We start from the raw sequence: 12,619 nt of genomic DNA on the forward strand, positions 1-12,619 counted from the left end.
TAAGTTATGAAAATAAAAACAAAGTTATTGCTAGCATTAAGTACGCTTCCAATCTTTTTAATTATTTTGCTCATCACTGGAATGATCCAGCGGTCTATTTTAGATGATTTAAGTGGATCGCTACAAGATAACTATGATTTAACGACGATTACGGAACAAATACATCGGGATATTAAAGATGAAGGGATAAGCTTACGTAATCTGGTTCTCTTTAATGATGAGCAATCCATTCAGGAGGAATTGGTAACGCTTGAGAATGAAAGCGAACAAATCTCAGAAAATATTGGGCTATTAGAATCGGTTATAAAAACAGAAGCGGAACGGTCGAAAATTGCTGAGCTGCGCCAAGTCAATAATGAATTTAATACCTATAAAAATGATATTATTTCCTATGTTGAAGCAGGTCAAAAAGAACAGGCACTTCAATTAATAGATGAGAATTCCAAAGACATTCATAGTCAATTTTTTGCGTTGATTAAGGAAATAAGTACGAGCTTTGAAACGAATATGGATAATGAAATTGAAGGATTTACCTCGAGTTTTCAGCAAGTACTTACCATTAATGTCGTGGTGTTATCCGTTATACTTTTGGTTATTCTATATCTATTAATCCGTACGGTTTGGAAGCTGATTAGTCGATTAAACAGCGTTGCACAGGTTATGCGAAAGGTTGCTAATGGCGATGCTGATTTAACGACACAGGTAGAAGATCATGCAACAGATGAAATTGGAGAAGTAGCACAAGCTTTTAATCGGATGACAACATCCCTTGAGGAGCAAATGCAGAAAGAACAAGAGCTTACCTGGGCAAAATCCAATATCGCAAATATTACGACTAGCTTAAGTGGCACACATGATTTGGAGTCCTTAGCACAAACCTTCCTGTCAAATGTGGTGCCATTGGTTAAGGCAAGTCATGCAGTATTTTATGTGAAAGATCTTGTTGAAGATGAATCTGAACCAATTTATCGTTTGTTAGGATCGTATGCCTTTAAAGAACGAAAACACCTTACAAATACGTTCCTACAGGGGGAAGGTCTAGTTGGTCAAGCTGCGCTTGAGAAAAAGCCGATTATTCTAACTGATGTACCGTCTGATTATATTCAGATCAAGTCAGGATTAGGGGGGGCTGCTCCGGCTAATGTCTACGTTTTACCTATCCAATATGAAGGAGACGTTAAGGCGGTACTAGAAATAGCATCATTTACTCCTTTTACCGCTTCAGAACAAGTTTTCCTAGAGGATTTAATTGAGGACTTAGGTATTATATTAGAAAGTGTGATGGGAAGAATTCAATTAGCGAAACTCCTGGAAGAATCACAAGCATTAATGGAGGAAACTCAAGCACAGGCGGAGGAACTGCAAACACAGCAAGAGGAACTACGCGCTACGAATGAGGAGCTAGAAGAACAAACACAAGCATTGAAGCAGTCGGAAGAAAAACTGCAAATGCAACAAGAAGAACTGGAAGAAATTAATGCAGATCTAGAGGAGAAGACGAAGAATCTAGAAGAACAAAATCGCCAATTTGAACGGAAGAATCGAGAAGTAGAAGCGGCAAAAATGGAATTAGAAGAAAAGGCGGAGCAATTGGCATTAAGTTCGAAATATAAATCGGAGTTTCTGGCCAATATGTCACATGAGCTACGGACACCGTTGAATAGTTTGTTAATCCTATCGAAATTACTTGCGGATAATAAAGAAGGGAATTTAACAGCGAAACAGGTGGAATTTTCTAGCACTATTTATTCTTCCGGTCATGATTTGCTTGCGCTTATCAACGACATTTTGGATTTAGCTAAGATTGAATCCGGTAAAGTGGAGATTCTTCCTAATCAGGTGAATTTAAATAAGCTTGTAGAGGATGTGGAAAGCAATTTCCGAGCAATGGCAGAGGTAAAGGGATTAGATTTCACGATAGAATTGCAGGATAACCTTCCAACGACAATCTATAGTGATGAGGCAAGGATTCAACAAGTATTGAAAAATCTCTTGTCCAATGCATTCAAATTTACCGAATCTGGAGGCGTAACAATGAAGGTGAAGCAGGAGCTGAATCGGAATAATGAACCAGTTATTGCTTTTGCTGTAACAGATACAGGAATTGGTATTCCAAAGGATAAGCAGGGGTTAATTTTTGAGGCATTCCAACAAGCAGATGGAACGACGAATCGGAAATATGGTGGTACCGGATTAGGTTTATCCATTTCGAAGGAGACTGTTCAGTTATTAGGCGGAGAAATAACCGTTGATAGTGTAGTTGGTCAAGGTAGTACATTTACATTACGAGTGGGTAATTTTGAGAATAAAAACCTTGAAGTCATTGCTCCTATAAGTGCTGAAGAAGCGGCTGTAACTACTGAGATTACTGTGCCTTCAAAAGAAATAGTAAATGAAGAAGTGGTACAGGTGGTAACGGATAATTTCAACCATATTAAGCGAGTATTAATCGTTGACGATGATCAACAGCAGCGCAATAGCCTAATGGAGCTTATAGGGGACATGGATATAGTCTTAAAAGCGGTATCGACAGGAACAGAAGCAATGGAGGAATTAAAGGTTAGTAAGTTTGACTGTATGATTCTTGATTTAGGTTTAACCGATACGAATGGTTTTGAATTGCTTGAAAAAGTAAAAGCGGCAGATGAAACGGCTAATGTGAAAGTAATTGTATACACAGGACGTGATCTTACATCTAAGGAAGAAATGCAGCTAACAAAATATGCTCATTCAATCATCATCAAAGATGAGCATTCACCAGAACGATTAAAGGATGAATTAGGACTGTTCCTAAGTGAGCCCGCTGCTGGGGCATTAGAGGAGATTCAACTGGAAAATAATGCGGATTTGACTGTTTTAAAAGGAAAGCACGTGTTGCTAGTTGATGACGATGTGCGGAATGTATTTGCATTATCGAGTATACTTGAGCAATTTGGTATGAAGATTACTTTTGCAGAAAATGGTGTAGAGTGCTTAAATACACTACACGATAATCCAAATGTTGACATCGTGCTTATGGATATCATGATGCCAGAAATGGATGGGTATGAATCCATGCGTCAAATCAGAAGCATGCCAAAGTATGAATCATTACCAATCATTGCGTTAACTGCAAAAGCGATGAAGGAAGATCGGGAGAAGTGTTTACAAGCTGGTGCATCTGATTATATTGTGAAGCCGATAGATACGGATCGTTTATTATCCTTAATAAAAGTATGGTTGTATCAACAGGAAGGGAAATGAGTATAGGATGGATAAGGCCGAACCAGAAATGTATGCAAGTCAGAAAGACAATTCTTCCTCGACATTAGAAAAACTAGAAATTGAACTTTTACTTCAAGGGGTTTATGACTGGTGTGGCTATGATTTTCGCGAATATGCCTACAATTCCATTAGGAGAAGGGTGCTACACCTGGTTCATCGGGAAAATGTAGGCACGATTTCTCAACTTCTTGACAGGGTATTACATGATCCAGATTGCTTAAGACGGTTAATAGAGGATTTTACGATTAATGTAACGGAAATGTTCCGTGATCCATTGTTCTTCCGCCATTTTCGGGAAAAGGTGGTACCGATTCTTAGAACCTATCCATCCATTCGAATCTGGCATGCGGGCTGTTCAACAGGTGAAGAAGTCTACTCGATGGCTATACTGCTACATGAAGAAGGACTATATGAAAAAACCAAAATATATGCAACAGATATTAATACGACGGTTCTCAAGCTTGCTAAGGGAGGAATTTTCTCTATCGAGCATATGAAGAAGTATACGAGTAACTATTTAAAGGCAGGCGGAAAACAAGCTTTTTCGGATTATTATACTGTGGTGAATAATGGTGTAAAGTTTGATTCCTTCCTAACAGAAAATGTCATCTTTGCTCAGCATAATTTAGTGACTGATAAATCCTTTAATGAATTTCATGTGATTTTGTGCAGAAATGTATTGATTTATTTTAACAAGGAGCTTCAGGGAAAAGTTCATGATTTGTTCCATGAGAGTTTGGGAATGTTTGGGATTCTAGGGTTAGGTGACAAAGAGAGTATTTCTAAGCATCATGCTAACTACTATGAGCCAATAAATGTGCAGCGGAAATTGTATCGCAAGGTAAAGTAAGAGTGTTTTAACATTTTTTGAAACTTAGATACGATGAACTTGAAGTTGAATTAGTTGTATTTCCAAAGCATTCTAGGCAAACTATACATAGTATACTAGATAGGAGGAAACTCATGATGGAAATGAACGTAAAATGGAATGAAAAGATGTCTTTTACTGGCTTTACGCCGTCAGGTCATGCCTTACAAATGGATGCTTCAGAAGCAGATGGTGGAGAGAATTCTGGTGCACGACCAACCGAATTTTTATTAAGTGCTGTCGCTGGTTGCACAGGAATTGATATTATCTCTATCCTATCGAAGATGCGCTTAACGGCAGATGCTTTTGAGATGAATGTAACTGGTGAGCGAGCGGATGATCACCCGAAGAAATTTACGAAAATCAATATTCACTATGCACTAACAGGAGAACTACCGGAAGATAAGGTAGTAAGAGCGATTGAATTATCGAAGGATAAATATTGTTCGGTGGGACATTCACTTAGTGCTGAGCTAACTGTCAGCTATTCCATTAATGGTGTGACTGGAAATAAGAGCATTTAAATTATGAAGACCTACATCTTTTATCTGATTAAGAGATGTAGGTTTTTATATTGGAATTTCAAACAGTAGAATTAAAGTGATGGTACATGCTGCACTAATTACCCATGCTAGTAAGGGCTTTATGTAGTGGATTCGTAATGTTGAAAACATGACAACGTCAAAGGCGATTGACCAAGGCATAGTCCATCCATTCTGGTGAGTTATTAATGAAAAGTAATGTAGGTTAATAAATTCAAACACTCCATAAAGAAATACCCAAAGTGCAATCCAACTAATTTTCATCCATAGTTTTTTCGGAAATTTACCAAGATAGATTAAGATGGTTATCGGATAGACAATAAACATGATAAGTAAAGAGATAATTGTATGGTTATATAAAAGTTCCTCCCAAAAGATAGTTTCTTGATAATTCCATAATGGGTAATCATGGGTTAAGAGGTTGTGGAATAGATCACAGGAGATAAAAAATAGAATGGTAGCATAATACTGCTTCCAGTTTTTCCAATCTGCCCACTTTATACCCACAATTACGAATGAAAAGATATAGACTAAATGCATGTCGTTCTCCCTGTATTAGTGTTCAAATGAACAATCATATTTTAATCCTTTCACCATTATTGTTTTCTTTATATGTAAATTTATCCCTGTAAATTCAAGGTAACTACATGATTTCTTATCTGGCAGTTGATAAAGTCCTGCTAGTACTGTGCTGCAATTTGGGCTTTATTCGCCTTGACTTTTTTGAAAATTCCTGTATAATGAATGACAATCAGTCATTATCGGAGGAAGTAAATGGACAATAAAAAAGAGCGCATTATACATGCGGCAATGGAAGTGTTTACGGAAAAAGGGATAGAGAAAACGAAGGTATCGGATATTGTTAAAAAAGCTGGTATTGCACAAGGTACGTTTTATATTTATTTTTCTTCTAAGCTGTCAGTTGTACCTTCAATTGCTGAAGTCATGGTAGAAAAAACCCTCGATGAGATTATTAGAACGGTTAATAAGAATGATACTTTTTCCGAACAAATGGAGGAAGTAATCAATGTTGCTTTTTCAGTTACAAAAGAGTATCGTCAAATATTCGCCTTAGTGTACGCAGGCTTAGCGGCAACGGAGTATCTACAGGAATGGGAAGCACTTTATTCCCCATATTATACGTGGATGAGTAAATTCTTAAGTGATGCGAAAGAAGCCGGAACATTGCGTGACAATCTTGATCCAGATCAAACAGCGGTGTTGCTAATAGATTTAATTGAATCAGCTGCAGAGCAAACCTTCCTATATTCTCATGGTGATAAAGATATGGAAGCTATTAAGAAAAAGGAAGTTTTGGAGTTTTCGTTGTATGGTTTAGGGGTAAAGAAGTAATAGAATAATAGTGTGCTTTTGCCGCTTGTTGCTGTCCTAGAATTCGTAGTCATCAGTTTTAGTCATAAAATGTTGAAAAAGTACTAGAATATTTCCTTTTATGTTGAAGGGAATTTTCTTTTAAGGATAAAATGACTGAATGTCAGTCACGGATTAATTGGGAGCGTGTAATCATGAATAAATCATGGATTTATGTAGCATTAACAAGTTTGTCGGAATTAGTATGGATTTACGGATTCAATACGGCATCAACATGGTGGCATTGGGCAATGATTATCGCATTTATTCTATTGGATTTGTATTTCTTAGCAAAGGCATGTGAGGGGTTACCAACTGGTACGGTTTACGCAATATTCGCTGGTTTTGGAACGGTTGGAACGTTTTTAATGGATATCTTTTTATTTGATGAACAAATTCGCATGATCAAGGTTGTTTTTATCGCAATGATTATTGCGGGGGTAATTGGCTTGAAATTATCCGATGACCATAAAACGACGAAAGGAGCTGTCGAGTAATGGGATGGATTTATGTTGTATTAGCTGCTGTTAATGAATTGATTGGTGTATGGGGCTTGAATAAGTTCAGTCAGCGACGTAATTTGATGAATGCCATGCTTTATGCTGGTGGTCTAGGATTGTCGTTTACATTTATATACGCATCGTTTGATTATTTACCAACGAGTATCGCTTATGCCACCTGGACCGGAGTAGGAACAGGTGGAGTAGTCCTCATGAACATGCTACTATTTGGCGAATCCAAAAACCTATTCCGAATCATCAGCCTCTTCGCCATCATCGTAGGCGTCACCGGATTAAAAATAGTATAAAAGGGTGCCTGTCACTTCCCGGATTTTGTCGATTAATATCTTGATGGAGCTGGGAGTGAGAGGTATTTTTCTTTTCTCTGTATGAAGTAATTACTTGATTACTAGAAGGTCTTTTTAGTTTTGTTTAGTTTTACATAGATTCTGTATAATGAGTAGTATAAAAATTAGAGTGTGTTCGACAAAATTCGGGAAGTGACAGGCACCGTATAATTTTGGCTTTGATATTCGTTATATAGGTAGAAGGGGAGGGATTTTATGACAAGAGTAGATGAAGAAACACAATTGTTTGTGGAAAAGTCAAGGGAACTGAGAGAGGAATTTAGTAATCTTATTATAAGTTTTCGTGAGGATTTATGGAATTATTGTCGTTACTTAACGGGATCAGCTTGGGATGGGGAGGATTTATTCCAAGAAACGTTGTTAAAAGCATATGGTGGGTTTTATCAGGTTTGGCAGCCAGAAAATCCAAAGTCATACTTATATCGTGTGGCAACTAATACATGGATTGATCATTGCCGTAGAGAAAAGCGTATAGTCGGATCGTTAGAGGATATTGACGAACCAAGTGAAGCGTTCGTAGATAATTTGGAACTAGAATTTGCTTTAGAGCATTTGGTCAATCATTTTACACCAAGGCAGGTTTCTGTATTTTTGCTTGTTCATGTATTTAAATTTAAAGCTGACGAAGTTGCGAGTATCGTAAAGACTACAAGAGGTGCTATTTATTCAACGATAAGAAGAATGGAGAAGCGGTTAAGTAAACTAGATTTAAACACAAATCCAGTTCTAGACGAAACTACTGCAAATACATTAACAGAGAGCCAAAAAGAAGTAATTCAAAAGTATATTCAAGCGATGAATGATGGTAACTTAGAAGGAGTATTTAGTCTACTTAGTGATCATTTACATCACGAAGCATCACTTGGATTCCAAGAGTTCTCGAAGGAAGCTATACGAAAAGGTTCGATGCAGCATGGACTACCACCCTATCGGGCAGAAGAGCATTGCTTATGGGGAAGGTTTGTTATTCTTAAAATTGTAGACAGTGAAAATGGTCCATTAATACATGATATTCAATATCAGGATGTTGAAAATGATAAAATTGTCTATCATAGAAGTTATTATTTCCGAAAAGAATTTATCGTAGCTGCTGCAATCGAATTAGGAATGACTCCCGAATTAGATAAATTCCCAATCGATTGGGATAAGAAATAGGTGCCTGTCACCACCCGGATTTTGTCGAATTGGATTCGGCAAATCTCGGGTGGTGACAGGCACCGTACTTATTTTGCAAATATATGATTTCCGATTGTTATGGTTTCTTGGCGTGTGGTGATCCAGTTGTTTGTAGACTTAGCTGGGTTGTAGAAATAGATAGAGCCTTGTCCTTGGCCGCGAAAGGCAATTGCCTCGTTAACTGCTTTCATATCCTCAGCAGTATACCCACCATTTATCTCTCCATTTTCAACAGGAGAGAATGCATAATGACCTCCTGCTTGTTCATAGATTACTCCACTAACTGTGTTTGGGAATTCGCTATGATCAACACGATTTAGAATTACAGTAGCAACAGCGACTTTCCCGGCATATGGTTCACCTTTTGCTTCAGCATGCACTAGACTAGCCATTAACTTCTTATCTGCTGAAGACACATGGTCCGGTACTTGAATGGTTTCACCACTTACTAGTAAATTTCCTGACTTTTGACTAGCAATTTGTAAGTTTGCTACAGTTGTGCCGTATTGTTGAGCAATGGAGAAAAACGAATCACCTTGCTGGATAGTATATGGTGCAGCACCACCAATGGATGGTAATGCAAGTATAGAAAGCGATAGCGTCGCGGTTATTAGTAATTTTTTTATTTTATTCATTGTTGTATACCTCCTAGTTATTTTGGCTACAACTACGAGATTACTAGATGTAACATAGTTTATCAGTAGAAGATTTTGGAAAAAGGGTCAAGTGCCGTACAACCATAGATAGGTTATAGCGTTATCACTTAAATGGAAGTATTAACCAATGTCTAAAATGTAGCAAAATCTGGTACAAAAGGAATTCAAAGACTGAATCATTACACAAGTTTCAACTATGTTACTAGATTCTTCATGATAGAAAGAAAATGAATGAAGTGACTGGAAATTTCTGAATGTAGAGGGATTATTCACTTCATTTTCGCTAAATTATGATAGTATATATAGAAATAATAAAAAGTTTCTTAGACTAGGAGGTAGTATCAATGACGTTTCAACGACCTGCACAATATGAATGTTTACGAGATTTAACAGCTACAGCACGAGGTGATATGCATGCTACGTTAGTAATTCAACATGCAACATTAGTCAATGTTACTTCAGGTGAAATTCTTTCTGATATTGATATTGCCGTTCAAGGTTCACGTATTGCTTATGTTGGCAAAGATGCGACACATACAATTGGAAGCAATACTAAGGTGATTGATGCTGCTGGAAGGTATGTAGCACCAGGATTTCTTGATGGACATTGCCACATCGAAAGTAGTCAGATTACACCAACACAATTTGCTCGAGCGGTACTGCCAAAAGGGACAACGGGTGGATTCTTTGATGCACATGAAATAACGAATGTATTAGGGTTAGAGGGACTAAAGCTAATGCTAGAAGAAGCTCGAACTACTCCAATGGCAGCCTATATGCAGGTTGCATCTTGTGTTCCTTCTACGAATCCTGAGTTTGAAACAAATGGCGTAACAATCGGTCCAAAAGAGGTGGCTGAAGCATTTACATGGGGAGACGATATGGTTGCACTAGGGGAAGTAATGAACTTTCCAGGTGTTGTCTATGGAGATGACACCATGCTTGGTGAGATTGAGGAAACGTTAAAAGCAAAACGTATTGTTGATGGTCATTATACATGGGCAGCGGATGATGATAAGAAGCTTTCTGCATATATAGCCGCAGGTGTTAGTGGGGATCATGAGGTAACTACGATTGAGGATGTAGTGGCACGGCTACGGTTAGGTCAATATGTGAAAATGCGTCGTGGTTCAGCATGGCATGATGTGGCTGAAACGATAAAAGCTTATACCGAGCGAAATCTTGATACAAGAAGAATGGTTCTCGTAACAGACGATCGTAGCCCAGAATCATTAGTAGATGAAGGACATATGGACTTTGTCATTCGCCATGCGATTGCACAAGGTGTTCCCCCAGTTATAGCGATTCAAATGGCAACAATTAATACTGCGGAGAGATTTGGTTTATCCAATGATATTGGAATTATTGCACCAGGTAGATTTGCCGATATTGTACTACTGGATGGGCCATTAGTGGATGTGAAAGTCGGAATGACCATAGCTGCAGGTCAAGTGGTTGCAGAGAATGGAGAGATGACTGTTGAACTACCAAACTACCCGTATCCACAGTCAGCGATCGAATCTGTACACCTTTCTCGCGTCATCACTGCTGACGATTTTATCATAAAATCCCCAGTTGAGAATGGAAAAGTGGATGTAAGAGTCATTCAAGTCCGAGAAAATCATGTGGGAACAATTGAAAAACATATGCAGATTTCATGCTCGAATGGTCACGTTGAGCTTGAATCTGGCTTAAGTAAAATGGTTGTCTTTGAACGCCATGGAAAAAACGGAAATATTGCCCATGGATTACTAGCTGGCGTAGGCTTTGATAAGCCAGCAGCAATGGCAACAACTGTAGGCCATGATAGTCATAATTTAATGGTTATTGGAAATGATGATGCGTTAATGGCAAAAGCGGCAAACCTAATTGTGGAAATGCAAGGTGGGATTGTCGTTGTTTCGAAGGAATCGATGACTAAGCTACCATTACCAATTGCGGGATTAATGTCAGAAGCTCCATTTGAAGAAGTGGCAGCAGGATCCAAAGCAATTAGTCATGCACTAGCAAAGGTTGGCTGTACGATGAACTATGCGTTTATGACGTTATCGTTATTGTCCTTAGTCGTGATTCCGGAAATACGCTTATCCGATAAAGGATTAGTGCGAATAACCGATAAGGGATTTGAAATTGTGCCACTATTTATCTAACGTCATATTATAGTAGCTAATTGCCATAAAATATTCCAAGAAAAATAACAAGAACCGTTTTCCCATTGTTTTGGATTACGGTTCTTGTGTTTTATCCGATATAGATAATCTTTTTTCGTTTTCGTTGTTCTCGTCCTAAGGTCAAGCTGTACATACGGGCTACGACTTATTTCTGGATTTAATCTACCTTCACGAACAAGCTTGTCGCGTCTTTTTTGCGCTTTTGATTTACTCATGAATACCACTCTCCTCATATAGTTTGTAATCATTATACAAGAAAAAGGTAATCGTCACCACCTATAGTTAGGATAGCGGAAACGTAGGGTTCGCGTTAAGGAAGCTAAACTAGACTAGTTTTGATATAATAAGTATACGACTAAATTACGGCTGGTCATACTAGCTAGTACTTAATTTTGCAAAAAGAGGATGATTTGATTGGCAGAAACACATACCTTTTCAAAAGGTGAAGAAATCGCTAATGCGATAACACATGGTATAGGTGTAATTTTAAGTATTGCTGGCTTGGTATTATTAATCGTTTTTTCAGCGTTCCATGGTAGTGCCATGCACGTTGTTAGTTTTACGATATTTGGTACGACGATGGTTCTGTTATACACATCGTCTACACTCGTTCATGCGTTACCACCAGGAAAGGCAAAGGATTTATTTGAGATTTTTGATCACTCCTCCATTTATTTGTTTATTGCGGGAACCTATACGCCATTTACCTTATTAGTTATTAAAGGTGCTTTAGGGTGGTCAATGTTTGGAATCATCTGGGGACTTGCCTTGGCAGGAATAGTATTCAAGGCATATTTTGTGAAAAAGTTCCTATTTACGTCAACGATTCTCTATTTATTAATGGGCTGGATGGTCGTCATTGGCTGGAATCGAATCGTTGCTGGCATTGATTTTGGCGGTGTTGTGTTACTTGGAGTGGGAGGACTCTGTTATACAATTGGAACGATTTTCTATATGTGGCGTGGTTTTAAATATCATCATATGGTTTGGCATATCTTCGTTTTAGCCGGTACAGCATGTCACTTTTTTAGCGTGTTATTATACTTGCTATAGGCAAAGAAGGATATAAATAAAGCTTAATGGGCTAGGAGACATAATTTCTAGTCCTTTTTGTTGGGAATGTATCGGTAAACTTAGCGCCAGGAAAGAAAAGCAACTATTGCTATATGACTAGTGTTTGTACATGTATCTAAAATGGATGAAAAATATATGATATAATTAAATTATTGTGAATTAATGGAGTTAAAAGTACATTGTATTTGAGGAAATAGCATGACACCATTTACTAAATCCGTTCTAAAAATCATTAGGGAAATTCCAGAAGGCAGGGTCATGACCTATGGCCAAATTGCATCGCTTGCTGGGAGTCCACGTGCTGCTAGACAAGTAGTTCGGATTCTCCACTCCATGAGTAGTAAATATCAGCTACCATGGCATCGGGTAATTAATGCAAAAGGAAAAATCGCGTTAACAGATGACGAATCTTATCAGGAACAACTTATAAACCTAGAGGCAGAAGGAATTGAAGTAGGGCCACATGATGAAATTGATTTGGATCGGTATCAGTGGAACCCATAAACGTACAAATGATTATGATTTGAAGAGGTGAACTGAACTATGGTATACATATGCATCATACTAGCTATATTTTTATTTGATTTTATGAAAATAAGAAAACAAAACAACACTCTGATAGAACAAAA

Annotated in this window: 13 protein-coding genes; 10 read left to right on the forward strand and 3 right to left on the reverse strand. The window is 37.9% G+C overall.

The genetic code is table 11. From position 1 onward, the window contains the following. The first annotated feature begins 6 nt into the window (after positions 1–6). The 3 genes from JF53_RS11395 (at position 7) to JF53_RS11405 (ending at position 4,656) form a co-directional block, all read left to right on the forward strand. Entirely contained in the window at positions 7–3,243 is a 3,237-nt protein-coding gene (locus JF53_RS11395) for a response regulator (protein ID WP_047982323.1), read from the forward strand. Positions 3,244–3,250: 7 nt separating this feature from the next. Beyond that, positions 3,251–4,114, forward strand: a complete 864-nt coding sequence (locus tag JF53_RS11400; RefSeq protein WP_047982322.1) for a CheR family methyltransferase — start codon at positions 3,251–3,253, stop codon at positions 4,112–4,114. Positions 4,115–4,230: 116 nt separating this feature from the next. Further along, entirely contained in the window at positions 4,231–4,656 is a 426-nt protein-coding gene (locus JF53_RS11405; protein ID WP_047982557.1) for an OsmC family protein, read from the forward strand. A 45-nt stretch (positions 4,657–4,701) separates the two neighbouring features. Here JF53_RS11405 and JF53_RS11410 read toward each other — a convergent pair whose 3' ends face one another. Continuing rightward, positions 4,702–5,214, reverse strand: coding sequence for a CBO0543 family protein (locus JF53_RS11410; RefSeq protein ID WP_047982321.1), 513 nt, complete (start codon positions 5,212–5,214; stop codon positions 4,702–4,704). 234 nt (positions 5,215–5,448) lie between these two features. Here JF53_RS11410 and JF53_RS11415 point away from each other — a divergent pair, with 234 nt between their 5' ends. From JF53_RS11415 to JF53_RS11430, 4 genes are all read left to right on the forward strand, one after another. Continuing rightward, positions 5,449–6,027, forward strand: a complete 579-nt coding sequence (locus JF53_RS11415; protein ID WP_047982320.1) for a TetR family transcriptional regulator — start codon at positions 5,449–5,451, stop codon at positions 6,025–6,027. A 170-nt stretch (positions 6,028–6,197) separates the two neighbouring features. Then, positions 6,198–6,542, forward strand: coding sequence for a DMT family transporter (locus tag JF53_RS11420; protein WP_201777906.1), 345 nt, complete (start codon positions 6,198–6,200; stop codon positions 6,540–6,542). Further along, positions 6,542–6,853 (forward strand): DMT family transporter, encoded by a 312-nt coding sequence (locus JF53_RS11425; RefSeq protein WP_047982318.1) that lies wholly within the window; start codon positions 6,542–6,544, stop codon positions 6,851–6,853. Before JF53_RS11420 ends, JF53_RS11425 begins: the two co-directional genes overlap by 1 nt. A gap of 255 nt (positions 6,854–7,108) precedes the next feature. Continuing rightward, complete coding sequence (locus JF53_RS11430; RefSeq protein ID WP_047982317.1) at positions 7,109–8,068, forward strand: RNA polymerase sigma factor; 960 nt, start codon at positions 7,109–7,111, stop codon at positions 8,066–8,068. Positions 8,069–8,136: 68 nt separating this feature from the next. On the opposite strand, the gene JF53_RS11435 is transcribed toward JF53_RS11430, so the two are convergent. Beyond that, entirely contained in the window at positions 8,137–8,724 is a 588-nt protein-coding gene (locus tag JF53_RS11435; RefSeq protein ID WP_083443616.1) for a cell wall hydrolase, read from the reverse strand. Between the two features lie 365 nt (positions 8,725–9,089). Between JF53_RS11435 and ade the strand changes: the two genes are divergently transcribed. Beyond that, positions 9,090–10,895 carry an adenine deaminase gene (ade, locus tag JF53_RS11440; protein ID WP_047982316.1) on the forward strand — a complete coding sequence of 602 codons (1,806 nt, stop codon included), beginning with the start codon at positions 9,090–9,092 and terminating at the stop codon, positions 10,893–10,895. Between the two features lie 2 nt (positions 10,896–10,897). Here ade and JF53_RS11445 read toward each other — a convergent pair whose 3' ends face one another. Continuing rightward, positions 10,898–11,131: a hypothetical protein gene (locus tag JF53_RS11445; protein WP_047982315.1), complete on the reverse strand. Its 234-nt coding sequence runs from the start codon at positions 11,129–11,131 to the stop codon at positions 10,898–10,900. Between the two features lie 199 nt (positions 11,132–11,330). Between JF53_RS11445 and trhA the strand changes: the two genes are divergently transcribed. Both trhA and JF53_RS11455 read left to right on the forward strand, forming a co-directional pair. Beyond that, positions 11,331–11,969, forward strand: a complete 639-nt coding sequence (trhA, locus tag JF53_RS11450) for a PAQR family membrane homeostasis protein TrhA (protein ID WP_047982314.1) — start codon at positions 11,331–11,333, stop codon at positions 11,967–11,969. A 219-nt stretch (positions 11,970–12,188) separates the two neighbouring features. Further along, the gene (locus JF53_RS11455; protein ID WP_047982313.1) at positions 12,189–12,494 is read left to right on the forward strand and encodes an MGMT family protein; all 306 of its coding nucleotides are present in this window, start codon (positions 12,189–12,191) and stop codon (positions 12,492–12,494) included. The last annotated feature ends 125 nt before the right edge of the window (positions 12,495–12,619 follow it).

Source organism: Ornithinibacillus contaminans (assembly GCF_001038425.2).
In the GTDB taxonomy this organism is placed as follows: domain Bacteria; phylum Bacillota; class Bacilli; order Bacillales; family Amphibacillaceae; genus Ornithinibacillus; species Ornithinibacillus contaminans.

Excerpts from the sequence above, each read along its gene's own strand:
- JF53_RS11395 (WP_047982323.1), top strand. The coding sequence starts at position 7 with ATGAAAATAAAAACAAAGTTATTGCTAGCATTAAGTACGCTTCCAATC.
- JF53_RS11400 (WP_047982322.1), top strand. The coding sequence starts at position 3,251 with ATGGATAAGGCCGAACCAGAAATGTATGCAAGTCAGAAAGACAATTCT.
- JF53_RS11405 (WP_047982557.1), top strand. The coding sequence starts at position 4,231 with ATGGAAATGAACGTAAAATGGAATGAAAAGATGTCTTTTACTGGCTTT.
- JF53_RS11410 (WP_047982321.1), bottom strand. The coding sequence starts at position 5,214 with ATGCATTTAGTCTATATCTTTTCATTCGTAATTGTGGGTATAAAGTGG.
- JF53_RS11415 (WP_047982320.1), top strand. The coding sequence starts at position 5,449 with ATGGACAATAAAAAAGAGCGCATTATACATGCGGCAATGGAAGTGTTT.
- JF53_RS11425 (WP_047982318.1), top strand. The coding sequence starts at position 6,542 with ATGGGATGGATTTATGTTGTATTAGCTGCTGTTAATGAATTGATTGGT.
- JF53_RS11430 (WP_047982317.1), top strand. The coding sequence starts at position 7,109 with ATGACAAGAGTAGATGAAGAAACACAATTGTTTGTGGAAAAGTCAAGG.
- JF53_RS11435 (WP_083443616.1), bottom strand. The coding sequence starts at position 8,724 with ATGAATAAAATAAAAAAATTACTAATAACCGCGACGCTATCGCTTTCT.
- ade (WP_047982316.1), top strand. The coding sequence starts at position 9,090 with ATGACGTTTCAACGACCTGCACAATATGAATGTTTACGAGATTTAACA.
- JF53_RS11445 (WP_047982315.1), bottom strand. The coding sequence starts at position 11,131 with ATGAGTAAATCAAAAGCGCAAAAAAGACGCGACAAGCTTGTTCGTGAA.
- JF53_RS11455 (WP_047982313.1), top strand. The coding sequence starts at position 12,189 with ATGACACCATTTACTAAATCCGTTCTAAAAATCATTAGGGAAATTCCA.